General features: G+C 61.3%; 29 protein-coding genes and 1 pseudogene. 14 read left to right on the plus strand and 16 right to left on the minus strand.

Annotated elements, in window-relative coordinates; genetic code table 11:
• Positions 1-134: 134 nt before the first annotated feature.
• Positions 135-518, minus strand: a complete 384-nt coding sequence (locus tag QZ564_RS14395) for a hypothetical protein (RefSeq protein ID WP_297111305.1) — start codon at positions 516-518, stop codon at positions 135-137.
• Positions 519-599: 81 nt separating this feature from the next.
• On the opposite strand from QZ564_RS14395, the gene QZ564_RS14400 reads away from it, so the two are divergent.
• From QZ564_RS14400 to QZ564_RS14420, 5 genes are all read left to right on the plus strand, one after another.
• Positions 600-1,202, plus strand: a complete 603-nt coding sequence (locus QZ564_RS14400; RefSeq protein ID WP_297111308.1) for a DUF4893 domain-containing protein — start codon at positions 600-602, stop codon at positions 1,200-1,202.
• A 59-nt stretch (positions 1,203-1,261) separates the two neighbouring features.
• Complete coding sequence (gene rimM / locus QZ564_RS14405) at positions 1,262-1,798, plus strand: ribosome maturation factor RimM (RefSeq protein WP_297111312.1); 537 nt, start codon at positions 1,262-1,264, stop codon at positions 1,796-1,798.
• A complete protein-coding gene (gene trmD, locus QZ564_RS14410) occupies positions 1,795-2,478 on the plus strand; it encodes a tRNA (guanosine(37)-N1)-methyltransferase TrmD (RefSeq protein ID WP_297111389.1) in 684 nt (227 codons plus the stop codon). Before rimM ends, trmD begins: the two co-directional genes overlap by 4 nt.
• 312 nt (positions 2,479-2,790) lie before the next feature.
• Entirely contained in the window at positions 2,791-3,339 is a 549-nt protein-coding gene (gene rplS / locus QZ564_RS14415; protein WP_297111315.1) for a 50S ribosomal protein L19, read from the plus strand.
• A gap of 280 nt (positions 3,340-3,619) precedes the next feature.
• Entirely contained in the window at positions 3,620-4,432 is an 813-nt protein-coding gene (locus tag QZ564_RS14420) for an exodeoxyribonuclease III (protein WP_297111318.1), read from the plus strand.
• A gap of 21 nt (positions 4,433-4,453) precedes the next feature.
• Here QZ564_RS14420 and QZ564_RS14425 read toward each other — a convergent pair whose 3' ends face one another.
• The 4 genes from QZ564_RS14425 to QZ564_RS14440 form a co-directional block, all read right to left on the minus strand.
• Complete coding sequence (locus QZ564_RS14425; RefSeq protein WP_297111321.1) at positions 4,454-5,158, minus strand: DUF930 domain-containing protein; 705 nt, start codon at positions 5,156-5,158, stop codon at positions 4,454-4,456.
• A 45-nt stretch (positions 5,159-5,203) separates the two neighbouring features.
• The gene (locus QZ564_RS14430) at positions 5,204-5,656 is read right to left on the minus strand and encodes a Crp/Fnr family transcriptional regulator (RefSeq protein WP_297111324.1); all 453 of its coding nucleotides are present in this window, start codon (positions 5,654-5,656) and stop codon (positions 5,204-5,206) included.
• A gap of 107 nt (positions 5,657-5,763) precedes the next feature.
• On the minus strand, positions 5,764-6,447 hold the full coding sequence (locus QZ564_RS14435; protein WP_297111327.1) for a response regulator transcription factor: 684 nt from the start codon (positions 6,445-6,447) through the stop codon (positions 5,764-5,766).
• Positions 6,448-6,590: 143 nt separating this feature from the next.
• On the minus strand, positions 6,591-7,265 hold the full coding sequence (locus QZ564_RS14440; RefSeq protein WP_297111330.1) for a YggS family pyridoxal phosphate-dependent enzyme: 675 nt from the start codon (positions 7,263-7,265) through the stop codon (positions 6,591-6,593).
• A gap of 135 nt (positions 7,266-7,400) precedes the next feature.
• Between QZ564_RS14440 and leuS the strand changes: the two genes are divergently transcribed.
• Both leuS and holA read left to right on the plus strand, forming a co-directional pair.
• On the plus strand, positions 7,401-10,010 hold the full coding sequence (gene leuS / locus QZ564_RS14445; RefSeq protein WP_297111332.1) for a leucine--tRNA ligase: 2,610 nt from the start codon (positions 7,401-7,403) through the stop codon (positions 10,008-10,010).
• Positions 10,011-10,013: 3 nt separating this feature from the next.
• Positions 10,014-11,036, plus strand: coding sequence for a DNA polymerase III subunit delta (gene holA / locus QZ564_RS14450; RefSeq protein ID WP_297111336.1), 1,023 nt, complete (start codon positions 10,014-10,016; stop codon positions 11,034-11,036).
• Between the two features lie 81 nt (positions 11,037-11,117).
• Here the strand turns inward: holA and QZ564_RS14455 are convergent, their stop codons facing one another.
• The 8 genes from QZ564_RS14455 to hemE form a co-directional block, all read right to left on the minus strand.
• A complete protein-coding gene (locus QZ564_RS14455) occupies positions 11,118-11,993 on the minus strand; it encodes a ParB/RepB/Spo0J family partition protein (protein ID WP_297111338.1) in 876 nt (291 codons plus the stop codon).
• Positions 11,994-12,002: 9 nt separating this feature from the next.
• Positions 12,003-12,803, minus strand: coding sequence for a ParA family protein (locus QZ564_RS14460; protein WP_297111341.1), 801 nt, complete (start codon positions 12,801-12,803; stop codon positions 12,003-12,005).
• A gap of 18 nt (positions 12,804-12,821) precedes the next feature.
• Positions 12,822-13,469, minus strand: a complete 648-nt coding sequence (gene rsmG / locus QZ564_RS14465; RefSeq protein ID WP_297111345.1) for a 16S rRNA (guanine(527)-N(7))-methyltransferase RsmG — start codon at positions 13,467-13,469, stop codon at positions 12,822-12,824.
• The gene (gene mnmG, locus QZ564_RS14470; protein ID WP_297111348.1) at positions 13,469-15,331 is read right to left on the minus strand and encodes a tRNA uridine-5-carboxymethylaminomethyl(34) synthesis enzyme MnmG; all 1,863 of its coding nucleotides are present in this window, start codon (positions 15,329-15,331) and stop codon (positions 13,469-13,471) included. Before mnmG ends, rsmG begins: the two co-directional genes overlap by 1 nt.
• Positions 15,332-15,485: 154 nt before the next feature.
• Positions 15,486-16,778, minus strand: coding sequence for a tRNA uridine-5-carboxymethylaminomethyl(34) synthesis GTPase MnmE (mnmE, locus tag QZ564_RS14475; RefSeq protein ID WP_297111352.1), 1,293 nt, complete (start codon positions 16,776-16,778; stop codon positions 15,486-15,488).
• 23 nt (positions 16,779-16,801) lie between these two features.
• A complete protein-coding gene (gene rho / locus QZ564_RS14480; RefSeq protein ID WP_297111355.1) occupies positions 16,802-18,067 on the minus strand; it encodes a transcription termination factor Rho in 1,266 nt (421 codons plus the stop codon).
• A gap of 216 nt (positions 18,068-18,283) precedes the next feature.
• Positions 18,284-18,709: a protoporphyrinogen oxidase HemJ gene (gene hemJ, locus QZ564_RS14485; protein ID WP_297111359.1), complete on the minus strand. Its 426-nt coding sequence runs from the start codon at positions 18,707-18,709 to the stop codon at positions 18,284-18,286.
• A gap of 10 nt (positions 18,710-18,719) precedes the next feature.
• Positions 18,720-19,754 (minus strand): uroporphyrinogen decarboxylase, encoded by a 1,035-nt coding sequence (hemE, locus tag QZ564_RS14490; protein ID WP_297111362.1) that lies wholly within the window; start codon positions 19,752-19,754, stop codon positions 18,720-18,722.
• Positions 19,755-20,176: 422 nt separating this feature from the next.
• Between hemE and QZ564_RS14495 the strand changes: the two genes are divergently transcribed.
• Genes QZ564_RS14495 through dnaQ form a run of 4 tightly spaced genes read left to right on the plus strand, consistent with a single transcriptional unit; the run spans position 20,177 to position 22,938 of the window.
• Complete coding sequence (locus tag QZ564_RS14495) at positions 20,177-20,797, plus strand: Maf family protein (protein ID WP_363312241.1); 621 nt, start codon at positions 20,177-20,179, stop codon at positions 20,795-20,797.
• Entirely contained in the window at positions 20,798-21,631 is an 834-nt protein-coding gene (locus QZ564_RS14500) for a shikimate dehydrogenase (RefSeq protein ID WP_297111365.1), read from the plus strand.
• Positions 21,632-21,634: 3 nt separating this feature from the next.
• Complete coding sequence (coaE, locus tag QZ564_RS14505; RefSeq protein WP_297111368.1) at positions 21,635-22,231, plus strand: dephospho-CoA kinase; 597 nt, start codon at positions 21,635-21,637, stop codon at positions 22,229-22,231.
• Complete coding sequence (gene dnaQ / locus QZ564_RS14510; protein WP_297111396.1) at positions 22,231-22,938, plus strand: DNA polymerase III subunit epsilon; 708 nt, start codon at positions 22,231-22,233, stop codon at positions 22,936-22,938. Before coaE ends, dnaQ begins: the two co-directional genes overlap by 1 nt.
• Positions 22,939-23,010: 72 nt before the next feature.
• Here dnaQ and secB read toward each other — a convergent pair whose 3' ends face one another.
• Both secB and QZ564_RS14520 read right to left on the minus strand, forming a co-directional pair.
• Positions 23,011-23,532: a protein-export chaperone SecB gene (gene secB, locus QZ564_RS14515; RefSeq protein ID WP_297111371.1), complete on the minus strand. Its 522-nt coding sequence runs from the start codon at positions 23,530-23,532 to the stop codon at positions 23,011-23,013.
• 84 nt (positions 23,533-23,616) lie between these two features.
• Positions 23,617-24,081 carry an FxsA family protein gene (locus tag QZ564_RS14520; RefSeq protein WP_297111376.1) on the minus strand — a complete coding sequence of 155 codons (465 nt, stop codon included), beginning with the start codon at positions 24,079-24,081 and terminating at the stop codon, positions 23,617-23,619.
• 171 nt (positions 24,082-24,252) lie between these two features.
• Here QZ564_RS14520 and QZ564_RS14525 point away from each other — a divergent pair, with 171 nt between their 5' ends.
• From QZ564_RS14525 to QZ564_RS14535, 3 genes are read left to right on the plus strand one after another with little or no spacing between them, the layout of a single operon-like run.
• Positions 24,253-24,975 carry a Tim44/TimA family putative adaptor protein gene (locus QZ564_RS14525; protein WP_297111379.1) on the plus strand — a complete coding sequence of 241 codons (723 nt, stop codon included), beginning with the start codon at positions 24,253-24,255 and terminating at the stop codon, positions 24,973-24,975.
• Between the two features lie 21 nt (positions 24,976-24,996).
• Entirely contained in the window at positions 24,997-25,578 is a 582-nt protein-coding gene (locus QZ564_RS14530; protein WP_297111382.1) for a Smr/MutS family protein, read from the plus strand.
• Positions 25,575-25,943: a helix-turn-helix transcriptional regulator gene (locus tag QZ564_RS14535; RefSeq protein WP_297111386.1), complete on the plus strand. Its 369-nt coding sequence runs from the start codon at positions 25,575-25,577 to the stop codon at positions 25,941-25,943. The genes QZ564_RS14530 and QZ564_RS14535 overlap by 4 nt, the downstream gene beginning before the upstream one ends.
• Positions 25,944-26,016: 73 nt before the next feature.
• Here the strand turns inward: QZ564_RS14535 and QZ564_RS14540 are convergent.
• Positions 26,017-26,427 (minus strand): annotated as a pseudogene (locus tag QZ564_RS14540) (HslU--HslV peptidase ATPase subunit); the annotation flags it as partial.

Below are 26,427 nucleotides of genomic sequence, written 5' to 3' on the forward strand. Positions count from 1 at the left end.
GAGCCGCTCAACGCGCTAATGGCCCGGGCCGATGGGGCGCTTTATGCGGCCAAGGACGCCGGACGCGATCGCGTGATGGTCGCCCCGCAACGCCAAGCGAGCCGGTCACACCGGGCTCGCGCGGCCTATAGCGCCTAAAGCCCCCTGTCGGCCGGATTCGGTCCTCCGGTGACGATGGAAGCCGGCTTCTGCGCCGCCCCAGTGCTGGTCCGGTCATCCGGGTCGCGGGATACGAATTCGAACTCGGCCTCATTGCCGCCCGAAGGATCATCGGAGACCCTGAGCGCGAGCCCGCCTTCTTCCAATGCGGTAAACCATTCCTCCCAGCTCACCAGCCGGAAGCCGCCTACCCGGTCGGGACCTTCATTGCCATCCGCGTTCAGCGCATGCTGCCCGAAGGTTAGCTGCAGGATGGTCCGGTTGTGGGTACCATCGGGTACATCCATCATCAGCGGGTTGCCACCACGCGCCGCAACCCATTGGCGGATCGCTTCTCGGTCGGTAAGGATTTGCGACATCTGACGCCTCCATGGTCTGTTTCTTGAGTAAGCGTCATCGGCGTGCAAGGTTCCTTGATCTGGAGCAAAGGAGCGCACCGCATGTCCCGATTTTTTCGCCTGCCAGATATCGCGCTGTTTGCTGCGGCTCTCTTCGGCCTGTCCATGATGGCGCCCCTAGCCTGCGAGGTCCCGAATGCGGCAGCGATCGACCAATTCGACGGAGACCGGATGACCGGCTTCCAAACCGCACGCTACCGGGGACTGGCGGAGGCTCTGCTTGCCGAAAGTCGTGAGGATCGCGCGCTTATTTCAGGTCTGTTTGCACCCGGCACCACCCCCATTTCCGGCATTCCGGACGGGGACTACCGTTGCCGGACCATCAAGCTCGGCGGCCTTCTGCCACTCACGGCCTATACGCCCTTCGCCTGCACCATCTCTGGCGACGGTACCATGATCGAGAAACAAACCGGTTCACAGCGCTTCAGTGGTCACCTGCTGCCATCCGATGGTGGTGCCATGTTCTACTACGGCGCCCTGCATTATGGCGACGAGCAGCCTATGGACTATGGCGCCGATGCGGAGCGCAACCAGGTGGGATGCCTCTACAAGGTCAGCGGCAAGCCGGCGCGCTATCGGCTGGAATTGCCTTTCCCGCGTTTTGAGTCCACCCACGACGTTATCGAACTGATACCGGCGCGCTGATCGGGCTTGCCTCCGGCGCAAGCGCTGTTATGGAGCCATACGAACACAAGAGAAGGCCGATGGCTGACACATCTTCCCGCATTTTGATGGGCACGATCGGTGCCGCCCACGGCATCAAGGGCGAAGTGCGCATCACCTCGCACACCCAGGTGCCGGAGGCCATTGCCGATTATGGGCCACTCGACACAAACCGCCCGGGCCTGACGGTTACCATCGAGGCGGCCCGGCTCAACAAGACCGTGCTGATCGCCCGGCTCAAGGGCATACGCGACCGGAGTGCCGCCGAGGCCCTGAACGGGGTCTCGCTCTATATCGACCGCAATCGTCTGCCCGATATCGAAGATGAAGACGATTTCTACCATGCCGATCTGATCGGCCTCGACGCGCGATTGGACACCGGCGTCTCCATCGGGACCGTCAGTGCCATTTACGATCACGGCGCGGGCGATATCCTGGAGGTGCGGGACAGCCGCTCTGGGGACACCTTTCTCTATCCCTTCACCAAGGCGGTGGTCCCGACCATCCGCATCGCCGATGGCTATCTGGTCATCGCCCCGCCGCTCGACGCCGAGCCCGGCGAGGAAGAGCCCGACTGATGTTTTCCGCTGACATCATCACCCTCTTCCCGGAATTGTTCCCCGGGCCACTGGGTACCTCCGTGCTTGGGCGCGGCCTCAAGGATGGCCTCTGGCAATTGCGCGCCAACCAGCTTCGAGACTTTGCCGCCGACAAGCACCGGACCGTGGATGACACGCCCGCCGGCGGAGGCGCCGGCATGGTCCTCAAACCCGATATCCTGGCCAGGGCGATAGACACCATCGCCCCGGATTCCGACCCGCGACCACGCATTCTGATGTCACCGCGCGGCACGCCGCTGACCCAGAAACGCGCCCATGAACTGGCGACCGGCCCCGGTGCCGTCATCATTTGCGGGCGCTTCGAAGGTGTCGACCAGCGCGTCATTGAGGCCCGCCAACTCGAGGAAATTTCCATCGGCGACTACGTGCTGGCCGGTGGCGAGGTTGCCGCCATGGTGCTGCTGGAAGCTGTGGTGCGGCTCATACCCGGCGTTCTTGGCGCTCTCGACAGCCGCGACGAGGAAAGCTTCGAAAATGGGCTCCTCGAATATCCGCAATACACCCGACCACAGAGCTTTGAGGGCCGCGACATACCGGCGGTTTTGGTTTCGGGCGATCACGGCAAGATCGAAAAATGGCGGCATGAACAATCGCTGGAGCTGACCCGGGCGCGTCGGCCTGATCTGCTGCAAAAGTAGGAGGCGCAACAGCGGCTTTGCCTCATCGTCATTGCCGGGCTTGTCATGGCAATCCAGAAGGAAGTGGTATGGACCACCGGGACACGCCCGGTGGGGACGATGGACGGGGCAGTTCCAGACCAGAACAGCCCAAAACCGCTGGACTCTGGACCAAAATTCCCCTATGAGCCGCCCATTCGCGGGACTGGCGTATCGGACCGGACCGCGGCAAGACCAAGAAGACTGCCCTTCCGTTACCAACCAAGACCGGGCGACGGGGCCAAGCGGCCCGCCAAAGAGTCGCCCCTGTGAAAAGATCAGAACGGATCGAACATGAACATCATCGAACAGCTCGAAGCCGAGCAGGTTGCCGCGCTTGCCGCGCAGCGCGAAATTCCCGAATTCACCCATGGCGACACCGTCAAGGTGTGGGTCAAGATCCGCGAAGGCGACAAGGAACGCCTGCAGGCCTATGAAGGCGTCGTGATCGCCCGCTCCGGCGGCGGCATCATGGAAAGCTTCACCGTCCGCAAGATTTCCTATGGCGAAGGCGTGGAACGCGTGTTCCCGATCTACTCGCCCAATATCGCTTCGATCGAGGTGATCAAGCGCGGTAAGGTCCGTCGCGCCAAGCTCTATTACCTGCGCGATCGTCGCGGTAAGTCGGCGCGTATTTTCGAATCGACCAACGCCCGTACCCGCAAGATCGAAGCCGGCGAACGTGAAGCTGCACAGGCCGCCCGCGAAGCCCGTGAGGCCGAGAAGATTGCTGCTGCTGAAGCCTTTGCCGCCGAACAGGCTGCCAAGGACGCCGAGGCCGCCGCCGCTGCTGCTGCCGCCGAACAGGCCGCTGCTGCTGAAGGCGAAGCCAAGAGCGAATAAGAGCCTCATCGCTCATTGAGAATTGAAAAGCCCGGCCATTGTGCCGGGCTTTTTGTTTTCGTGATTCACGTGAAGCACTTTGCGCCATCCACAGGGGGAACTCCCCACCCCTGGTCCTTTCCCGAAAGGCGGACGGACTGAGGGTGAATTAGCATCGGGCTGGATTTCCTGCCAATCCGCGTCAGCAACCGCCATCGCGACGCCATTTCCAGCTTTACCCCTGCACCCGGCTTGGCGATAACGGGGACCACCTGCCAATGCCAGATTCCCCGGACGCCCAATGACCCATGCCATCGTCACCTGGAACATCAATTCGGTGCGCCTGCGCCTGCCCATGGTGCTCGATTTTCTGGCGCAGTATCAGCCCGACGTGCTGATGCTGCAGGAAATCAAATGCACCGACGATCAGTTCCCGCGCAATGCCTTCATCGCGGCCGGCTATCCGCATATGGCCGTGCATGGGCAGAAGGGTTATCACGGCGTCGCCATCGTCTCGAAGTTTCCCCTGACCGACATCTCCAGCCGGATGTTCTGCGACATCCCCGAATCGCGTCACATCTCGGCGCTTGTCGATCTCGGCCATGGGCCGTTCACCCTGCATAATTTCTACATCCCTGCCGGCGGCGATGAACCGGACCCGGAGATCAATCCCAAGTTCAAGCACAAGCTGGGCTTTCTCAATGAACTCAAGACCTGGTTCAGCGAGCCCATTTTCCAGCGCGGCCACCTGATTGCTGGCGATTTCAACATCGCGCCGCATGAGAACGACGTTTGGAGCCACAAACAGCTCTTGAAGGTGGTGAGCCATACCCCGGTCGAGACAGACGCGCTCAACGCCCTGCTCTCCGGCGGCCATGGCTGGGTGGACCTGGTACGCAAGCACGTCCCCTATGACACCAAGATCTATTCCTGGTGGAGTTATCGCGGCAAGGATTGGGAAGCCTCGGACCGCGGCCGGCGGCTCGATCATATCTGGTCAACCGCTGACATCGCCGACCGCTCGATCGGCGCCGAGATCATCAAGCCAGCACGCGGCTGGACCGACAAGCCTTCCGACCATGTGCCGGTGATTGCGCGCTTCGTGCGGCCCTGAACGACAGCGCGCTCACAAGCATCAGTTCAGCCAGTCGTCGTCGGCATTGAGGAAGTGCGCTTCCCACAGCCTCTGCGGCACCAGGGGCCCCGGTTCAAATTCGAAGGCGCTCACGCTGCCGATGTCAGAAGCGACCTCGCATCGATAGGCGATGCGATACCACTGCCCGGCGGCCCGGTAGGCGCCGCCGCGCGCCTCAAGAACCCGCTCGCTGACCGAAATGCCCTCAAAGGCATAGCCCACCAAAGCATCCGGATTGTCCGCCGTGCCGGCCACCCGCAATTGCTCCAGCGCCTCGATGTTGCACAGCTGGATGATCTGCTCGCGATGATCCAGCAACGGAAAATTGCGATACACCTCGACATGGGTCGGATCCCTGAGGATCGCCGAGGCGTAGAAAGTATGCGCTCGGATGACGCCACCTGTTTCTGGCGGCTCGGGTGGCGCCTGGTGTGGAGGCGCAACGCTTTCGGCTTGCGGCGTGGTTTCTGGCGCTGAGACAGGGGCTGGGTCGATGACCGGTGAAGCCGGCTTGGCAGTCAGCGCCGCCAGTTCATCCTCGCTGACCAGATCAACCGCAACACTGCCGACATCCGGGGCTGGAAGCGGTTTCGGGGCGCTGAGCCAGACCATCATGAGCGCCAGCCCAACATGCAGGCCAGAGGAAGCGGCCAGAGCGGCCCAATCGCCCCGGCTGCCCCCGACCGCCCCTGTCTCGCCCAGCATCACCCAGATGAACTGGACGCCTAATGCGGCACTTTTGGGGAGGACTCAGGCGCCCTTCATCTTGCCCCTGAGCGGCTCGAGCGCATGCATGTAGCGCCCCAGTTCCGCCTGGATGCGCTGTGCGGCCCGGGCCGCCAGGTCAGGATCCTGGTGGGCGAGCTTGAGGAAGGCCATGCGTGGCACGAATAGCAATTCGCAGTCCGTGACCGCCGTGAACGTGACTGGCCGGGGCTTTTCGAGGATGAGGGAAGTCGGTGAAATGACGCTGCCCGGCTCGGAAAGGGCATAGGGCTTGCCGGCCTCGGCGCCCTCATGCCGCGCCTTGACCGTGCCCTCGATGAGCACATAGGCGCCGCCGGGCACGTCCCCGGCCTTGTAGATGACAGCGTCGGCATCGAAGTGCTTACGGTCGCCAGCGAAGCCGAGCATGCGCAGCTGCTCGTCATTGCAGATGTCGAAGAAATCGGCCCGGGCCAACACCCCAGCCGCATCGTCCATTCTCATGAGCCCCAGACCCGATGCGCCAATAGCCGCCCACTTCATGTGGGCGGCCCATCAATCAAGCTATAGTCCGGTTCGGTACGGAATTGAAAGGGCTTGCGCCCTCATGGCACCAGGCGATAGCCCCCGTCCTCGGTGACAAGCAGACGCGCATTGGAAGGATCGCGCTCGATCTTCTGCCGGAGACGATAGATATGGGTCTCCAGAGTGTGCGTCGTCACCCGGTTATTGTAGCCCCAGACTTCCTTGAGCAGCACATCGCGCGTGATGGTCTTGGGCCCCTGCCGGTAGAGATATTTGAGGATCGAGGTTTCCTTGTCGGTCAACCGCACCTTGATCCCATCATTGGTCTCGAGCATCTTGGCGGCCGGCTGGAAGCTGTATTGGCCGATGGTAAAAGTCGCGTCCTCGCTCTGATCCCGCTGACGCAGGGCCGCATTGATGCGCGCCAACAGCACCGGGTAGCGGAACGGCTTGGTGAGATAGTCATTGGCGCCCGCTTCGAGCCCCTTGATCTCATCTGCATCCGTGTCATGGCCCGTCAGCATCAGGACCGGGCTTTTATAGCCCTCCTCCCGCATAAGCTTGACGGCTTCGCGGCCATCCATATCCGGAAGGCCAACGTCGAGAATGGTCAACTCGACATTACTCTCCCGCACGGCCTTGAGAGCCTCATTGGCCGTTCCGGCCTGGAGAATGTCGAAATCAGGCTCGCCCTTGAGTTGCTCAACCAGGGTCTGGCGCAGGTCCGCGTCGTCATCTACGACAAGGATGCGTCGCTTGTTCATTGTTTTCTCCGGTCTTTTCGTGCCGAACCGACCAAGGTCACATTATTGCGACCCGTTTTTGGCCAGCCAATCACAACGGCGTTATTCCACCACGAGAAACGCGGATTGGGCAGGAAAGTTGCAGGCCTTGATTATCGGCAATCCTAGCGCTTGCCGAAGAGCGCAGACCCCACCCGCACATGGGTTGCACCCATCGCGATGGCCGTTTCGAAGTCCCCGCTCATGCCCATGGAAAGCTGGCTGACCTGCGCAGCACGGCCCAGCGCCGCCAGATGCGCGAAATAGGGTCCGGCCGGCCGACCCTCCGGGGGTATGCACATCAGCCCGACAATATCGAGCCCATGCACTTCGCGGCAGTGGCGCACGAAGGCAACCGCTTCATCGACCGGCACCCCCGCCTTCTGCTCTTCACCACCAATATTGACCTGCACAAAGCATGGCAGCCGTCGACCTGCCCGCGTCATCTCCGCCGCCAGAGCTGCTGCGATCTTCTCCCGATCCACCGTTTCGATAACATCGAACAATGCCACCGCCTCGCGGGCCTTGTTGGATTGCAGCGGCCCGATCAGATGGAGCGTTAGATCAGGATATTTCTCCCGCAGACCAGGCCATTTCTCCTTGGCCTCCTGCACGCGGTTCTCGCCGAAGACGCGTTGCCCGGCCTCAAGAAAGGGCTCGATGGCCGCGGCGGGAAAGGTTTTGGAAACGGCCACGAGCTCCACCGTTTCGGGAGGGGATCCGAAGCGGCGCCGGGCCTTCTCCATGCGTGTGCGGATATAGTCCAGGCGCGTTTGGGCGCTTTCAGCGCTATCGGCCATATCCGGCCCCCGTTTCTGTTGACCTTGCATGGGATTTCTGGTGATGGTCCGGGTAGCCAAAAACCCTCAAAAACGCAAGCTGCGCCGCTATTTGCGGCTGGCCGACTGCGTCACTCTTGCAAGGACGATCATCACGTGAGCGGCGAACGCTACAATCCGCGCGAAAGCGAACCGAAATGGCAAAAGGTCTGGGACGAGCACAAGAGCTTCGTCACCGCCAATGACGATCCGCGCGATCCCTATTACGTCCTTGAGATGTTCCCCTACCCGTCCGGCCGCATTCATATGGGCCATGTGCGCAACTATGCAATGGGTGACGTGGTGGCCCGCTACCACCGCGCCCGCGGCATGAATGTCTTGCACCCCATGGGCTGGGACGCCTTCGGTCTGCCGGCGGAAAATGCCGCCATCGAGCGCAAGACCCATCCCGGCGCCTGGACCTACCAGAATATCGAGGCGATGAAGGCGCAGTTGAAGTCGATGGGCCTCTCCATCGACTGGACGCGCGAAATCGCCACCTGCTCGCCCGACTATTACAAGCACCAGCAGGCCATGTTTATCGACATGCTCGAAGCCGGCCTGGTCACCCGCAAGAGCTCCAAGGTCAATTGGGACCCGGTCGACATGACCGTTCTGGCCAATGAACAGGTCATTGACGGCAAGGGCTGGCGTTCGGGGGCAGTGGTCGAACAGCGCGAACTGACCCAATGGTTCTTCAAGATCTCGGACTTCGCCGAAGAGCTGCTGGAGGCCCTGGACGGCCTTACTGGCTGGCCGGAAAAAGTCCGCATCATGCAGCGCAACTGGATCGGCAAGTCCGAGGGCCTGCGGCTGCTGTTTGAACTGCAGGCGAGCGAGAAGACCGATGCCACCAGCATTGAAGTCTTCACCACCCGGCCGGACACCATTTTCGGCGCCTCCTTCATCGGCCTGTCGCCCGACCATCCGCTGACCACGCAGCTGGCCACGGCCAGTCCTGGCCTGGCTGAATTCGTGGCCGAGTGCCATCGCCACGGCACAGCCACCGAAACGCTGGAAAAGGCGGAAAAACAAGGCGTTGATACCGGCCTGAGGGTGAAGCATCCGGTGATCGAAGGCGAAACCCTGCCGGTCTATGTCGCCAACTTCATCCTGATGGACTATGGCACCGGTGCCATTTTCGGCTGCCCGGCGCATGATCAGCGCGATCTCGATTTCGCGCGCAAATATGGCCTGCCGGTCAAGCCCGTCGTGCTGCCGCCAGATACCGACCCGGCCTCTTTTGCCATCGGCAATGAGGCTTATGTTGACACTGGTAACATCTTCAATTCCGGCTTTCTTGACGGGCTGTCGATTGAGGACGCAAAGAAGGCCATTGCCGAATTCTTTGCAGCGCGCACCGTGGACGGCAAGCCGCAAGGTAAGATCGAGGTCAATTATCGGCTGCGCGATTGGGGCATTTCCCGCCAGCGCTATTGGGGCTGCCCGATCCCAGTGATTCATTGTGAGGTCTGCGGCACCATTCCGGTGCCCAAGAAGGACCTGCCCGTGGTGCTACCCGAGGACGTTACCTTCGAAAAGCCCGGCAATGCGCTCGACCACCATCCCACCTGGAAGCATGTCCACTGCCCGCAATGCGGCGCTGCCGCGCGGCGCGAAACCGACACCATGGACACCTTTGTCGATTCCTCGTGGTATTTCGCCCGCTTTACCGCGCCGGATGCCGATACGCCAACCATTCCTGCTGTGGCCGATCGCTGGCTGCCGGTGGACCAATATATCGGCGGTATCGAGCACGCGATCCTGCACCTGCTCTATTCGCGCTTCTTCACGCGCGCCATGAAGGCCACCGGCCATGTGGGCTTGAGTGAACCCTTCAAGGGCATGTTCACCCAGGGCATGGTGACGCACGAGACCTACAAGGGTGAAAAGGGCGAATGGGTGCCCCCCACGGACATCGTCATCGAGTCCGAGGGCGAAACCCGTTCAGCCCGCCACGCCACGACCGGCGCACCGATCACCATCGGCTCGGTCGAAAAGATGAGCAAATCCAAAAAGAACGTGGTCGATCCCGACGAGATCGTCCGTACCTATGGTGCTGATACGGCGCGCTGGTTCATGCTCTCCGATTCCCCGCCGGAGCGCGATGTGCAATGGACCGAATCAGGCGTGGAGGGCGCAAGCCGCTTCCAGCAGCGCGTATGGCGCCTAGTCAACGACGTGGTCGGGATTGCGCAACAATCTTCTGACACTGTTGCGTCAGACAGCGCTGATGCGCTGGGCTTGCGCAAGATCATTCACCGCGCCGTCGCCGGCGTGGCCCAGGACATCGAGGGACTGGGCTTCAATCGCGCCGTTGCCCGTATCTATGAACTGACCAATGCCCTGGCCAAGGCCAAGGAAGCGAGCAAGGGGCCAGAACTGGTCACAACGCTGCGTGAAGGCGTGGAAAAGCTGGTGCAGCTGATCAACCCGATGATGCCGCATTTGGCCGAGAGCTGCTGGGAAGTATTGGAAAAACAAGGGCTTGTTGCCGACGCGCCATGGCCCGAGGTTGATCAGGCCTTGCTGGTCGATGACGAGGTCACCCTGCCGATCCAGATCAATGGCAAACGCCGCGGCGAAATCACGGTGGCCAAGGACCTGCCGGCCGCCGAGGTGGAAGCCTTGGTGCTGGCGCTCGAGCTGGTGCAAAAGGCGTTGGACGGCAAGGCGCCCAAGAAGGTGGTTGTCGTGCCCAATCGCATCGTCAACATCGTCGTATAGTCGATGGCAGCGCTCAAGGCCCATGAGGTGGCGCGCTTTCTGGCGCGCCCCGACCTGAGCGAGGGTATCTTCCTCGCCTATGGGCCTGACGGCGGGCTGGTGCGTGAAACGGCGCAGCGGCTGATTCGCCACTTAAGCGGAGACGATCCGGCCTCAGCCAATGTCACCATTTTCGATGGGCCGGAATTGGCCTCTGACCCGTCTCAATTGGTGTTGGAGGCCCGATCTGTCTCCTTGTTTGGCGGTAAGCGCATCATCCGCGTGCGCAATGCCACCAAAGCGCTGATCATGCCGCTCACCCAATTACGCGATGATCCGGGCGGCACAGCGATCGTGCTTGAGGCCGACAATCTGACGCCGCGCGATGCGCTGCGATCTCTGGTGGAGGCAGCAAAACTCGGCCGCGCCCTGCCCTGCTACCCCGATTCGGACGAGACGCTGACCGCCCTGATGCGGGACACTTTCAACCAGGCGGGCATCCGCGCTGACAGCGACGTCATCCCCGCACTAAGGGACATTCTTGGCAATGACCGCGAAATAACCCGGCGCGAACTGGAAAAGCTCACGCTCTACGCGGCCTCATCGAAGACGTTGACGCGCGAAGACGTCTTGCTGCTTTGTGCTGACAATGGTGCTCTTGCTATCGACGCTATTCTGGACGCCACCGGGGGCGGCCACGCAGAGAAGCTTGAATTGGCCCTGAACAGGGCCCTCGCCGCCAACGTCAATCCTCAGCAATTGCTCGCCATGCTCACCAATCATTTCGCCAATCTTCGGCGCTGGCGCACGGAGGTTGATGCCGGTAAGTCCGCACGCGCGGTTCTGGACGGGCAACGACCCAAGCCGCATTTTTCACGCATGGCTGCCCTGGAACAGCAATTGCGTTTGTGGACTGATCCGGCTCTTTGCCAGGCCCTGGAGCGCCTGTTGCAGGGGGTTTCCGAATCGCGCCGTCGACCGGTCTTGGCCGACAGCATATTGCGCCGCACAACATTGGCGCTGTGCATGATGGCGGCAACGCACTAAGCAAAAAGCGCCGCGTGCACTAGGCACGAAAAACCGCCCGGATAGGGCGGTTTCACGTGGAACAGCTTTGAAATCAATCTGTTAGTTGGCTCGACCTGTCAGGCGCAGGCAGATATCATCGAGCTGCTCCAGCGTTTTGTAGCGAATTTCGATGCGCCCGCCACGCTCGGAGTGATTGAGCGCCACGCTCAAGCCCAACGCATCTGCCAACCGACGTTCCAAGGCCAATGTGTCGGCGTCACGCTGTGCGGGTTCCGCGACGGGTTTGCGCTTGGGCAGATCACGTTGCTGGCTGAGCGCCTCGGCTTCGCGCACCGAAAGACCCTTGTCCACGATCTGCCGTGCGAGGGCGGCAGGGTCTTCGACGGTGATCAGCGTCCGCGCGTGTCCGGCCGTCAGCGTCCCGCTGGCCACCATGCCCCGGACATCTTCGGGCAGACGCAACAGGCGCAGCGTGTTGGCAACATGGGAACGCGATTTGCCGATAACCTGGGCCAGATCCTGCTGGGTATAATCGAATTGCTCGATCAGCTGACCATAGCCCAGCGCTTCTTCAAGCGGATTGAGGTCCGCACGCTGCACATTCTCGATGATGGCCAGCTCCAGCGCCTCCTTGTCATCGACCTCGCGGACAATAACCGGAACGTCATGCAGGCCTGCCTTCTGCGCCGCGCGCCAACGGCGTTCGCCGGCAATCAGCTCGAACACATTGGGGTCATCTGTGGGTCGGACCAACAGGGGTGACATCACCCCCTTTTCACGAATGGAATTGGTCAGCTCTTCCAACTGCTCGGCGTCAAAGCTGCGACGGGGATTGGCCCGATTGGCGATGATGAAATCGACAGGCAGCCGCTTGCCGCTTCCCGAGGATTCGGTTACGCGCGCACCCTCCATGGCTGCCATGTCGCCGATCAGCGCCGCGAGCCCCCGGCCAAGACGTGTTGGTTTGTCGGTCATCTTGAGCTCCTAGGCAGCATTCAACCGCCGTTCCCGGCGGATGACTTCGGTGGCCAGGCGCAAATAGGCCTGACTTCCCGCACATTTGAGATCGTAGAGCAGCGCCGGCTTGCCATAGGACGGGGCTTCGCTGAGGCGGACATTGCGAGGAATCACAGTCTCATAGACCAGCTCGCCCATTTCGCTGCGCACGTCATTGAGCACCTGCTCGGACAGATTGTTGCGCTTGTCGAACATGGTCATCACCACGCCCTGGATGGAGAGGCGCGGATTGAGCGTCGAGCGGATCTGCTCAATGGTCTGCAGCAACTGGCTCAGACCCTCAAGCGCAAAGAACTCGCACTGCAGCGGGACCAGCACGGCATCGGCGGCCACCAACGAGTTGACCGTCAGCAGGTTGAGTGACGGCGGACAGTCTATCAAAATATAGCTGATCGACTGGTCATTGATACGCAGATCATCCAACTGCTTGAAAGCATTGCGCAATTTGAATGCACGATCACCCTGATCAGCAATGGTAAGCTCTACGCCGAGCAGATCCATGGTGGACGGCACGATGGCGACATTGGGGACGCTGGTCATGACTGCCGCCTGGGTGACACTGGCTTCGCCCACCAGCACATCATAGGCAGACAGAGCACGCTCGGTGCGCGAAATACCCAGTCCCGTCGATGCATTGCCTTGCGGGTCGAGGTCGACGATCAGCACACGCTCGCCAATGGCAGCCAGCGCCGTCGCCAGGTTGATGGCCGTCGTGGTCTTGCCCACGCCGCCCTTCTGATTGGCCAAAGTCAATATCCGGGGTGCCAAATTGGCCTCCGTGTGCCGCTAACTCACTGATTTTCCGTGCAAATTCGTGATTTCGACAATCACGCCGCCCGGATCGGTGTCACTTCTGGTTATTAACACGTCATGATGCCACTGCGCACCCGATTCCGTTAGCTCTTCAACATGTTCCCGCCCTTTGTGCAGCAAAGCTCGGGTATTCGGGCCGAAAAACGGGGCCATCCAGGCACATAATTGCGGCATGGCGGCCAGGGCACGCGAGGTGATGACGTCCGGCACGCCTGTTTCACGTGAATCAGTCTCGTCGCTGCGGCGGCCAATCACCGTAACATTGAGTCCAAGTTCGCGGGCGACGGAGCGTAGAAAACTGACCTTGCGGGCTGTCGGTTCGATCAACACGAAATGCCGATCGCTCCCCTTCGAGCCAATCGCCATGGGTAAAGCCGGAAAACCACCGCCACTCCCGATATCCAGGAATAGGCGATCGTTTGGTCGGGTCAGGGCAAGAACCTGCAAGCTGTCTGCAAAATGCCGCGTCCAGACCTGTCCGAGTGTTTCACGTGAAACAAGATTCTGTATGCTCTGCCATTTCGCTAAGAGCTTGGCATAGGATTCCAGATCGGCCGCCACTGCTTCGATGGGTCGGGCGCAGTGGCTGGCGTAAGGTTCAATGACAGAGAGGTCAGCCATCAACCAGCCTTACGCAGATCGCCACGACGGATGACCGCGAGGAGCAGCGTGATGGCTGCCGGCGTCATGCCGTCCATGGCCTGGGCCTGGGCGATGGTCTGCGGTCGGTGTTGTTCGAGTTTCTGACGCAGCTCCATGGAGAGCCCGGGGATGGAAGTATAGTCCAAATCATCAGGGATGGCCCGCTGTTCGTCACGCCGGACACTCTCAATATCGGCCTTCTGCCGATCGAGATAAACCGCATATTGGGCATCGATGGAAACCTGTTCCATGATCGGCACCGGAATGTCCCCGAGCTGCGGCCAGAGCCGAGTCAGGTCGTCAATTCCGATATCGGGATAGGACAGGAGGTCGAAGGCCGTCCGCCGCTTGCCATCCTCATTGACCATCAGCCCGGCCTTGCGGGCCTCATTCGGCGATGCCGACAGGGTGTCGAGCAGGACACGGCCGGCCTTCAGGGATTCTGACTTCTGGCGATAGACCGCTTCCCGCACTTCGCCCACCAGGCCCTTTTCCAGCCCGAGTTCGGTCAGGCGTTGGTCTGCATTATCAGCCCGCAAATGCAGGCGGAACTCGGCCCGCGAGGTGAACATGCGATAAGGCTCGCTCACGCCCCGCGTGACTAGGTCGTCCACCATGACGCCGAGATAGCTTTCGGTGCGGGAGAGGATCATCGGATCGCCGCCTTTGGCCGCCAGGGCAGCATTGGCGCCGGCCAAAAGCCCCTGCGCGCCAGCCTCCTCATAGCCGGTCGTGCCATTGATCTGACCGGCTAGGTAGAGACCCGGCTGCTTCTTGACCTCCAGTGTCGGCCGCAGTTCGCGCGGATCGACGTAGTCATATTCAATGGCATAGCCGGGGCGAATGATCTCAACAGCTTCGAGACCCGGCATGGACCTGAGGAAGGCCTCCTGCACATCGGCCGGCAGCGACGTGGAAAGCCCATTGGGATAGACGGTGCTGTCGTCCAAACCTTCCGGCTCGAGAAAGATCTGATGGCTGTCGCGATCGGCGAAGCGGACGATCTTGTCTTCGATAGACGGACAATAGCGCGGACCACGTGATTGAATGCGTCCTGAATACATGGCCGAGCGATGCAGATTGTCGGCAATGATACGATGTGTCTCGGCCGTTGTGCGCGTGATATGGCATGAGATCTGAGGCGTGGTGATCGCCGTGGTCAGGGCCGAGAATGCTTCGGGCGGATTGTCGCCCGGTTGCTCCTCAAGGACGGAATAGTCGATGGATTTGCCCTCGAGTCGGGCCGGCGTGCCGGTCTTGAGGCGGCCCAATTGCAGCCCGAGCGCTTCAAGACGGGTGGAAAGGCCCAAGACGGGCATTTCGTCGACACGACCAGCGGGAACGGTCTCTTCGCCGCGGTGAATGAGACCGCGGAGAAAGGTCCCGGTGGTGAGCACGACGGCCTTGGTGCCATAACGGCGGCCATCGAGAAGGCGCACGGCAGAGATGACGCCATCGGTCACTTCCAAATCGTCTACCTCGCCCTCGATCACCTCCAGATTGGGCTGGGCGCTGATGGCCGCCTGCATGGCCTGGCGATAGAGCTTCCGATCCGCCTGGGCACGCGGCCCGCGCACCGCGGGACCCTTCCTGCGATTGAGCAAACGAAACTGGATACCGGCCTGGTCGGCGACGCGACCCATCAATCCGTCCAAGGCGTCGATTTCACGGACGAGATGACCTTTGCCCAATCCGCCGATGGCGGGATTGCAGCTCATTTCGCCGATGGTGGCGAACCGATGAGTAATCAGCGCCGTGGGGACGCCGAGACGAGCAGAGGCCGCCGCGGCTTCCGACCCGGCATGGCCCCCGCCGACAACGATGACGGCATAGTCAGTCATGGCATGTTCTCCGAGGCGCCTGACATAAGCCAATGTTTCACGTGAATCAATTGCTGGGCCGCAGCGCAGGTGATCATGGATGTTTCACGTGAATCAATTTCACCTGACCGCGAGGTGGTGTTCCTTGCTGACTGGCTGTGACGCCAACGGCTAATCACTTGCCGATGCAGAAGCTCGCAAAGAGCCTGTCCAGCACCCGCTCCGCATCCAGTCGGCCGACATGTCGTTCCAGCGCCGCCGAAGCCTGACGCAGGGATTCGGCCGCCAATTCCCAATCACCCAGCGCCTCGCGCGCCGCATTCAGAGCCCGCAGGGCAGCCTCCAAGGCCTGCTGATCGCGCGCGTGGCTGACCAAAGCCAGTTCTCTTCCCGCCAGCGCCTCACCCATTTCGCCAAGCCTGGTGATCAGGGCCTCAAGTCCGTCCTTGTCGGTCACCGAAACCGAGAGATCCTGCCCGTCCACAGATCCCAGATCGGACTTGGTGCCGACAACGAGTACGGGCGGGGTGATCGTGGGGTGCGCCAGGTCTTCAACATCGGGTGCTCGCAACCAGAGCACGATATCGGCAGAGGCTATTGCGGCCTGGGCCCGGCGCACCCCTTCGGCCTCGGCCCGGCTGTCGGTCTCGCGCAGACCCGCAAGATCGAGTAGGATGAACAATTGCCCGTCAATATCGAGCGGCACTTCGCGGACATCGCGCGTGGTGCCCGCCTCGTCTGACACAATGGCGATATCCGATCTGGATAGGGCATTGATCAGACTGGATTTGCCCGCATTGGGGGCACCTGCGAGCGCCACCCGGATGCCTTCACGAACGATCCGGCCCGATTTGATCGAGGCGAGGGCCGCGGCCAAGGTCAGTTCCAGATCGGCGAGCGATGCTAGCCAGGTCTCCGGCAGGTCCTCAGTCACATCGCCTTCATCGGAGAAATCGAGACGGGCCTCGATTTCGGCCCGCAGGTCCAGAAGCGCGTCGCGCCAGCGCTCGATTTCGGCGGTGAGACGCCCATCGTAGCGCGCCAGGGCCTGCTTGCGCTGCTTTTCGGTATCGGCATTGAGAAGGTCGCCCAAACCCTCGATCTCCACGAGGTCAAGCTTGCCATTCTCGAAGGCGCGCCGGGTAAATTCCCCGGCCTCCGCCAAGCGCAGCCCGAGATCCCGCAGCGCATTGAGAATGGCTTTCACACCGGCTGGTGAGCCATGCACCTGAAGCTCGGCGCAATCTTCGCCGGTGAAGCTGTTGGGTGCAGGGAAGAAGGCCACGAGACCCTGGTCGAGCCTTTGGTCCCGCCCGATGTGTCGCAAGCTCAACTGCCGCGACTTGGGAACCCCGCCGGCAATGGTTTCAAGGGCCGACCGGACCAGCGGTCCGGACAGGCGGATCACCGCCACACCTGCCGGCAGGGAGCCGGAGGAGAGCGCCATAATGGTGTCGCCCGCCTGCATCATCGGCTCCCGGCCTTAAGGCCTTAGGTATTCATGGAATCGAAGAAATCCGAATTCGTCTTGGTTTGACGGACCTTGTCGGTCAGGAACTCCATGGCATCGATCGTCCCCATCGGATTGAGGATGCGGCGCAGCACATACATCTTCCTGAGGATATCGGATTCGACCAGCAGCTCTTCCTTGCGCGTGCCGGACTTGTTGATGTCGATAGCTGGAAAGACGCGCTTGTCGGCGACCTTGCGGTCGAGCACGATTTCCGAGTTACCCGTGCCCTTGAATTCCTCGAAGATCACTTCGTCCATGCGGCTGCCGGTATCGATCAGCGCGGTGGAAATAATGGTCAGCGAGCCGCCATCTTCAATGTTACGCGCCGCGCCGAAGAAACGCTTGGGGCGCTGCAGGGCATTGGCATCCACACCGCCGGTCAGCACCTTGCCGGAACTCGGCACGACGGTGTTATAGGCACGACCCAGACGCGTGATGGAATCGAGCAGAATGACCACGTCGCGCTTGTGTTCGACCAGGCGCTTGGCCTTTTCGATCACCATTTCAGCGACCTGAACGTGGCGCGAGGCTGGTTCGTCAAAGGTCGAAGAGATGACTTCGCCGCGCACCGAGCGCTGCATGTCGGTCACTTCTTCCGGACGCTCATCGATCAACAGAACGATGAGATAGCATTCAGGATGATTGGTAGCGATCGATTGTGCGATATTCTGCAACAATACCGTCTTACCTGTACGCGGTGGCGCAACAATCAATGCGCGCTGGCCCTTGCCAAGCGGCGCCACCAAGTCCAGCAAACGCGCCGAGCGATCCTTGACGGTCGGATCCGGCAGCTCCATGCGCAAGCGCTCTTCAGGATAGAGCGGGGTCAAATTGTCGAAGTTGACCTTGTGGCGAACCGCCTCGGGATCTTCGAAATTGATGGTCGAAACCTTGAGAAGGGCGAAATAGCGTTCACCTTCCTTGGGAGAGCGGATTTCGCCCTCGACCGTGTCGCCGGTCCTCAGCCCGAAACGGCGGATCTGGCTGGGACTGACATAGATATCGTCCGGGCCGGGGAGATAGTTCGCGTCGGGCGAACGCAGGAAACCGAACCCGTCCGGCAGAACTTCAACCACACCCTCGCCAACGATATTGATATCCTGGGCCGCCAATTCCTTGAGAATGGCGAACATCAACTCCTGCTTGCGCATGGTCGAGGCGTTTTCGACCTCGAGTTCCTCGGCAAATGCCAAGAGTTCAGCCGGGGACTTGGCCTTGAGCTCACTGAGCTTGATATTCTGCATGTAGCGAAACGACCCTTGAGGGATATCGATTGGACTGGTCAGTCGAATGGTGGGGAGTTTCGGCACCGCGCCGCAACCGGGGTGATCGCGCATAAAGGGGATGCCTTGTCCTCATGTAGCGTGATCCGGTCAGCGTTTCAAGTTGAAAGCAATTTCTGAAAACCGATTCACGTGAAACCTCGAACCCGGCTCTGCGACTGCCGGACAATCAGCACCTCAGAACGGCCTGACAATGACCATGATCACGATGCCGATCATCAGTACCGTTGGCACCTCATTGATCATGCGGAAATATCTCTGCGGCTTTTCGTTCTGATCCGCGGCAAATACCCGCACATGGCGCGCCAACAGGCCGTGATAGCCAGACAGGGCCAGCACCAGCGCCGCCTTGACCCAGGGCCAGCCTGATCCCCAATCGACAATGCCATGCCCGACCATGGCCAGCCCGAAAACCCAGGTGGCAATCATGGCCGGCGTAGTGATGGCGCGCAGCAACCGCCTTTCCATGACCTTGAAGGTTTCCGACTGCGTCGATCCGCTTTCCGCCACGCAATGATAGACGAACAGACGCGGCAGATAGAGCAGCCCCGCCATCCATGCGATCACAGAAATAACGTGCAGCGCCTTGAACCATTCGATCATCACAATCCCCTTAAGCGCCCTTGACCAATTCGATCAGCCTTTCGACATGGGCGATCGGCGTTTCCGGCACGATGCCATGCCCCAGGTTGAAAATATGCGGACGATGCGCGAAGGCCGCCAAAATCGCCCGCACCTGACTGTCCATGGCCTCACCCCCGACGACCAGCCGCAATGGATCGAGATTACCCTGAACCGGTAGCTCCGGGGGCAAGTGATCGTTCACGAAGGCCAATGGCGTGGCAAAGTCGATGCCAAGCACATTCACGCCCGTGGCCTGGGCATAGCGCTTCAGATTGCCGGCCGCGCCGCGCGGAAAGCCGATAATGGGGGCGTCGGGAACCCGGGCCCGTACGCCTTCGACAATCCGACGATTTGGATCGATGACCTGGCGGTTGAACGCTGCATCATCCAGGTTCAGCGCCCAACTCTCGAACACTTGCACGACATCGGCACCCGCCTCGAATTGCGCGACGAGATAGTCGATCGAGGTGTCCACCAGAATATCGATCAACCGTTCGAAAGCTTCGGGATGCTCCAGCGCAAACCGGCGGGCTGTCCATTGATCAGCTGATCCGCGACCACCCAGCATATAGGTCGCGACGGTCCATGGCGCGCCGCAGAAGCCGATGAGGGTCTTTTCCGCGGGTAGCTCAGCCCGCAATCGCCTCACCGTCTCCAGCACGGGCGCCAGATGCGTCATCGCTCGTCCGCGGTCCAGGGCATCGATCCCCTTCTCGTCCAGCGGATCAAGCAGTGGCCCCTCACCGGTCGCAAAGCGGACGCTTTGGCCCAGGGCATCCGGGATGACCAGAATATCGGAAAAGAGAATGGCAGCATCCAGATCAAAGCGCCGCAAGGGCTGCAGGGTGACTTCGGTGGCCAGTTCGGGGGTATAGCAGAGATCAAGGAAATTACGGGCCCTGGTCCGGGTCTCGCGATACTCGGGCAGATAGCGTCCTGCCTGGCGCATGATCCAGATCGGCGGACGCGACTGGCGCTGACCCAGAACGGTTTCAAGAAGTGGCCGATGCGTCCCCGCCGTCATGGGTTAATCCCTTCCAAACTCAATAAAGAGTCTTTCTTGCTTCGCTTCTTTATCTTTATGGCGGTGTTTAGCTGCAATTCCGCCTCACCCACAATCGCGCCCTGAAGTGACACTTGCGCGCAGCCAATGGTTAACGGGATGTGAATCATGACCAGAGTCTTACTGAAGTGTTAACGCGCTCAATTCATTAACAAGAGGTTAATCCGGCCTTTGCCGAGTCAATGATTCGATTCCGGGTGTGGAAGAGCCTGCGCATATCTTTGTTGCGGTCCGTTTCAATATCCCCAGAGCTTTCCACGCCCGATTTGTGCCCGCGCTCAAAACGAACTGTTAACAAATTCTTAGCCAAGGGGGACAAGTTTGGCATGGACCCAAACTTGCGCGAGCAACCCACAGAGCAGCCTTGAGCTGGGGATGACAGTGTGGAAAAACTGCTCGCCATGCTTATTCTCGCTTCCGCCAGTCCTACCCGCAAAGCCTTGCTGGACAAGGCCGGATTGCATTTCGCCGTCCAACCGGCACAGCTCGATGAACGCGGCGTGGAACAAGCAGCGCTTGCAGCCGGGGGGGACGCGCGGGATGTCGCTTTGCTCCTGGCCCGGAGCAAGGCCGAAATGGTCGCCGGTCACCATCCGGGCGATCTTGTCATCGGCGCTGACCAAACCCTGGCCCTGGGACTTGAGCTTTTGCACAAACCGGACTCGCGCGAGGAAGCTTCCGAGCAGTTGAGCCATCTGCGCGGCAAGACCCATCGGTTGCATGCGGCAGTCACGCTGGTACGGGATGGGCAATTGCTCTGGTCTGATATCGAGACCGCAGAACTGACCATGCGTGATTTTTCCGATGACGAACGCGAGATCGTGCTGGATCTGGAAGGAGACGCCGTTTTGACCTCGGTCGGTGGTTATCGCCTGGAAGGGCCCTCTATCCGGCTGTTCGAAACGGTGACGGGCGACTATTTTACCATTCTGGGCCTGCCGCTGCTGCCATTGCTGGCGGCGTTGCGCGATATTGCTCCAGAGCTTTTGAATTCGCGGAATTGAGTGTTGACCATCAAGGCTTTCGTTATCGGGCATCCCATCGCCCATTCCCGCTCGCCCCTGATTCACGGGACCTGGCTGGCTGAGCATGGCATTGACGGCTCCTATGAAGCCATAGATGTCGCGCCAGCGGATTTGCCCGGCTTTTTCCAGCGCCTGAGAAAGGGCGAATTTGCCGGTGGCAATGTCACCATTCCGCACAAGGAAGCGGTCTTTGCCCTTTGCGACAGCGTCGATGATCTGGCGCGCACGATCGGTGCGGTCAATACGCTGGTGGTGCGGGACAGCAAGGTGCACGGCACCAACACAGATTATCTCGGCTTTCTGGGCAATCTCGATGCCAACGCCCCGGGTTGGTCCGACGGGCTTGAGGACGCCATTGTCATCGGTGCCGGTGGGGCGGCCCGAGCGGTGCTGGTGGCCCTCAAGCGACGCGTGCGCGGCAAGGTGCATGTGCTCAACCGGACGCTGGCAAATGCCCAGGCCCTGGTCGAGGACATCGGCGGGCCATTTGAAGCGCATGGTTTCGATGCTTTCGCAGATCTGGCGCCGCGCACGGGACTGGTGGTCAACACCAGTTCGATCGGTATGCACGGTACCCGCTTTGATTGGCTCGATCTGGGTCTGCTGCCTCCAACCGCACTGGTCACTGACATCGTTTATACCCCGCTCGAAACCCCGTTGCTGGCCGATGCCAGGGCTCGCGGTCTCAAGACCGTGGACGGGCTGGGAATGCTGCTGCATCAGGCCGTTCCTGGATTTGCTGCCTGGTTCGGGGTGCAGCCAGTGGTGACGCCAGACCTGCGGGCCCGTATCGAAGCCACCTTGGATCATTAGGCCATGCGCAGGATCGGCATCACCGGATCGATCGCCACTGGCAAGTCGACCCTGCTGGCCGCGTTCGCCAAATGCGGCGTGCCGGTGTTTTCTGCCGACGAGGCTGTTGCCAGGCTCTATGCTGGCGAGGCGGTAGCGCCAGTCGAAAAGCTGTTCCCCGGTGTCGCCGAGAACGATGTCATCAACCGCGCGGAACTGGCAAGGCGCCTGGCCGCTGACCCGTCCGGCTTCCAGCGTCTGGAAGCCATCGTGCATCCTTTGGTTCGCGCGGAAATCGTCCGTTTCCTCGAAGCGGCCGAAAAGCAGGGTCATGATTTGGCTGCCGTCGAAGTGCCGCTGCTGTTCGAAAGTGGGCATAACTACGGCTTCGATACCATCGCGGTGACCTTTGTGGACGAGACGATACAGCGCCAGCGCATTCTGGCGCGTCCCGGCATGACGGTGGAAAAGATGGAGAGCCTGCTTGCCCGGCAGATGCCACAGGCCGAAAAGAAGCAGAGGGCGGATTGGCTCTTTGACACCGCCCGGCCCATTGCAGACATCGAGGCTGACGTCGCCGCACGCGTGGCGGACATCCGGACAAGACGGCGGGACCAATGATCAGGGAAATCGTGCTCGATACCGAAACCACCGGGCTGTCGCCGCAGGGCGGGGACCGGCTGGTGGAAATCGGCTGCGTCGAGCTGATCAATCATATCCCGACCGGCAGGACCCACCACGTCTATATTAATCCCGAACGCCCGATGCCCGAGGAAGCCTTTCGCGTGCACGGACTGGGCGACGAATTTCTCGCCGACAAGCCCCTATTCAAGGCGGTGGCCGAGGATTTTCGCGCCTTTATCGGCGATGCCACGCTGGTCATTCACAACGCCCCCTTCGACATGGGCTTTCTCAACGCCGAAATGGAATGGGCCGGCCTGCCGCGCCTGACCAATGCGGTGATCGACACCGTCATGGTCGCCCGGCAAAAGCATCCGGGCGCCCGCGTGAGCCTGGATGCACTGTGCAAGCACTATGGCATCGACAATTCCCGCCGCACGCTGCACGGCGCCCTGCTCGACAGTGAGATCCTCGCCGAGGTTTATCTCGAACTGATCGGCGGCAAGCAGGTGAGCCTGGCGCTGGTGGCGGAAGTGGAAACCACCATGATCGGCATGGGCCAGACGCGCATGGCGGTCGCCCAGCGGCCCGTTGCCCTGCCCCCGCGGATCTCGACGGCGGAAGCGGCCGCCCATGAGGCCTTCATTGAAAAGATGGGCGAGAACGCCATCTGGGCCAGATATGAGCAAAGTGCCGCCGCCGAATAGGATCAACCGGCCGATATGATAAGGCCCCGGCGGTGACCGGGGCCTTCTTTTTGTTCGGAGCGCCGTGCGCGATCAGTTCGGCTTGGGGGCCTCGGCGCCGGCTGGGGCCGCCGGAGCCCCGCCCTGCTGGGCGGCCAGCTTGGCCAGGTTCTGCCGATAGATCGCCGAGAAGTCGACCGGCTCCATCATCAGCGGCGGGAAACCGCCCTGCTGGGTGACGCTGGCCAGCACCTGCCGGGCGAAGGGGAAAATCAGCCGCGGGCACTCGATCATCAACAGCGGCGAAAGCTGGTTTTCGGGCACGTTCTTGATACGGAAAATGCCGCCATAGACCAGTTCGACATTGAACAGCACGGTCTCGTCGCGATTGGCCTTGGCATTGAGCGTCAGCTCAATGGCGTAGATTTCCTCATTCTGCTTCTTGACGCCGACCGAGATCGACACATTGAAGGCCGGATTGGCGCCACCGGCAAGCAGCGTCCCGGGTGCACCGGGGTTTTCGAAGGAGAGGTCGCGAATATACTGACCCACGAGGTTCATGCTGGGCGCGTTGCCGGGCTGCGGCGCCGCCGCGCCCTGGGTATCATCGGCCATTATCTGGTCCTTCTAGGTAATTGCTTGGTGGCGATTGTGGCGCAGTGGCTAGCACTTTTGGGGTGGTCGAACAAGCCGAGCCACCTAGTGGCGGCCCTCGCGCGGCTCGTCATCCCTGTGCTCGATGGTCTTGGTTTCGATGTCATAGACATCGTCCGGCCCATCATAGCGCCGGTAGCTGGTCGTGGTCTCCACCACGCGCACGCGCCCGGCCAGGGCCGCAAACAGCCAGCCCCTGACCGGCGGGATCAGCAGGGCCAGCGCCGCGATGTCGCTGAGGAAGCCCGGCAGCACCAGCAGAATTGCGGCCACGCCGATCAGCATGGCATCGAACATGGTGCGGCCCGGAATAGTGCCGGCATTGACATTGTTTCTGAGGCGCGAAATCACGCCCAGCCCCTGCTGGCGCAGCAGCATGGCCCCGGCAATGGCTGCCAGAATGACCAGCGCCAGCGTGGGAAACAGGCCAATGGCGCGGCCGACAATGATGAAGACGGCGATCTCCAGAAGCGGCAAGGCAAGCAAACTAAGGGCAATCAGACGGGCCACGCGCGGCTCCTTGTGAGGTCTGGTGTTCACCCGGGCGCGGCAAAATCGCAACTCGCCCCATCGTGAACTGGTTTCGGGCTAAAGCTTTGCCTATATATAGGCCAGATGAGGCGCGGAACGAGCGCCTGAAACCATTTTTTGTTGACGCCGCTTATTCAAGGTGCCCGCTCCATGGCCGAATTTCTCGATCTGCCAACACTCATCGCCATTGTCGTAGCGGTCTTTGTGCTGTTCCGGCTGCGCTCGGTCCTGGGCACGCGCACCGGCAATGAGCGGCCGCCAATCGATCGCAGCCGGTCCACACCGACCGAGAAGCAGGCCGCGGCAAACGAAGAGACGGTGGTGCCGCTGCGGCCCCGTCCGGCCCAGCCGGACCTGGATGACGAGCGCCGCGCCCGCAAGCTGGAAGCCGAGATCGAGCAGGCCGCCGACGGCAATGTCGAACTGGCCGCGGGTCTCAAAGCGGTGGCCGAGGTCGACCCGACCTTCTCGCCCAAGAGCTTCCTGGAAGGGGCCAAGCAGGCCTATGAGATGATCGTCACCGCCTTTGCCGAAGGCGACCGGCAGACGCTCAAGAACCTGCTCGACAAGCCCATCTATGACAGCTTCCAGCGCGCCATCACTGACCGCGAGGCCGAGGGCAAGACAGTCGACTTCACCTTTGTCGGCCTGCCCAAGGTCGCCATTGTCGATGCCGAGTTCGACAAGAAGGACGTCACCGTCACCGTCGACTTCCATGCCGAAGTGGTTTCGGCGACGCGCGACAAGGACGGCAATCTGGTGGAAGGCAATGCCGATCAGGTCCAGACCATTGCCGATGAATGGACCTTTGCGCGCAACCCCAAATCGCGCGACCCCAACTGGAAGGTCGTGGCCACCAGCCAGCTCGATTGATTTCTCGAGGCAGGCCCGAGCATGTCCAAGCGTGGCTCCAAGCGCCTGCCGCACGATTTTCATCTCTGGACCACAGTTGCCGCAACGGTCGAGCCGCTGCGCCGCAAGGGCCTGTTGAAGCTCGGATCGGGCACGCTGCCGGTGCCCGAGGCCGATCCCCAGCCGCTGGTGCGGCCACCGCCCAAGCCGCTCAAGCCCGGAAAACCGTTCCTGCCGCCCTATCAGGCGCCGCAACCGGGGCCATCCGAAACCGAGCGGGCCGTCGACCCGGCCATTCACAAAAAGGTCCGGCGGGGCCGGATCGAGATCGACGGCAAGATTGATCTTCATGGCATGACCCAATCGGAGGCGCGCGACGCCTTGCGCCGCTATATTGGGGCCCGCGCGGCGCGCGGGGATAGAACAATTCTGGTGATTACCGGCAAGGGCGTCCGCACCAACAATGATTATATCGCTGCCATGACCGAGCGGGGAATATTGCGCACCATGCTGCCGATCTGGCTCTCGGAACCGGGCCTGTCGCATCTGGTGTCCGGCTGGAGCGTGGCGGCCCGAGGGCACGGCGGAGAGGGGGCGTGGTATGTGCGCCTGAGACGGCAATGACCCCACTTGGCGCCAAGCTCAGGGCCATGCGGGACGCGCGTGGCATTTCCCTCAAGGAAATGGCGGCCGCCCTCAACGTGTCGAGCGCCTATCTTTCGGCGCTGGAGCATGGGCGGCGCGGCCAGCCCACCAGTTTTCTGCTCCATCGCATCATCGCCTTCTTCAACGTCATCTGGGACGAGGCTGAAGAACTCCAGCGTCTGGCCGAAATCTCCGACCCGAAAGTCACCATCGATACCGGCGGCATGGCGCCCGAAGCGACCGAACTGACCAATCGCCTGCGCGATGATATCAGCCGGCTGGACCCCGAGGACTTGAAGTTCCTGCGCGATGAAGTGGTGCGGCGGGCCGGACGGAAGCGGTAGCGCCCGGACCCGCCCCCATCACGATGTCATCCCGGCCTGCGCCGGGGTGACACCCAGTTTGCGGGCATGTTGACTACAGCACGAACTTGGAAAGATCGGTGTCGCCCGCCAGAACGCCCACCTTGTCCTTCACGAAGGCGGCGTCGATGGTGATGGTCTGTCCCGTCTTGTCGGGCGCATCGAAGGAAATCTCCTCGACCAGCCGCTCCATCACCGTCTGCAGGCGGCGTGCGCCGATATTCTCGACGGTGGAATTGACCTTCACAGCCGCATCGGCAATGGCCTCGATGGCATCATGGGTGACGTTCAGGGTCACGCCTTCAGTGCCCATCAGCGCCACATATTGCTTGATCAGGCTCGCCTCGGTGTCGCTCAGGATGCCGATGAAGTCTTCGCGCGTCAGCGCTTTCAGCTCCACCCGGATCGGCAGGCGGCCCTGCAATTCCGGCAAGAGGTCCGATGGCTTGGACACGTGGAAGGCGCC

The organism is uncultured Devosia sp. (genome assembly GCF_913055165.1).
GTDB lineage: Bacteria > Pseudomonadota > Alphaproteobacteria > Rhizobiales > Devosiaceae > Devosia.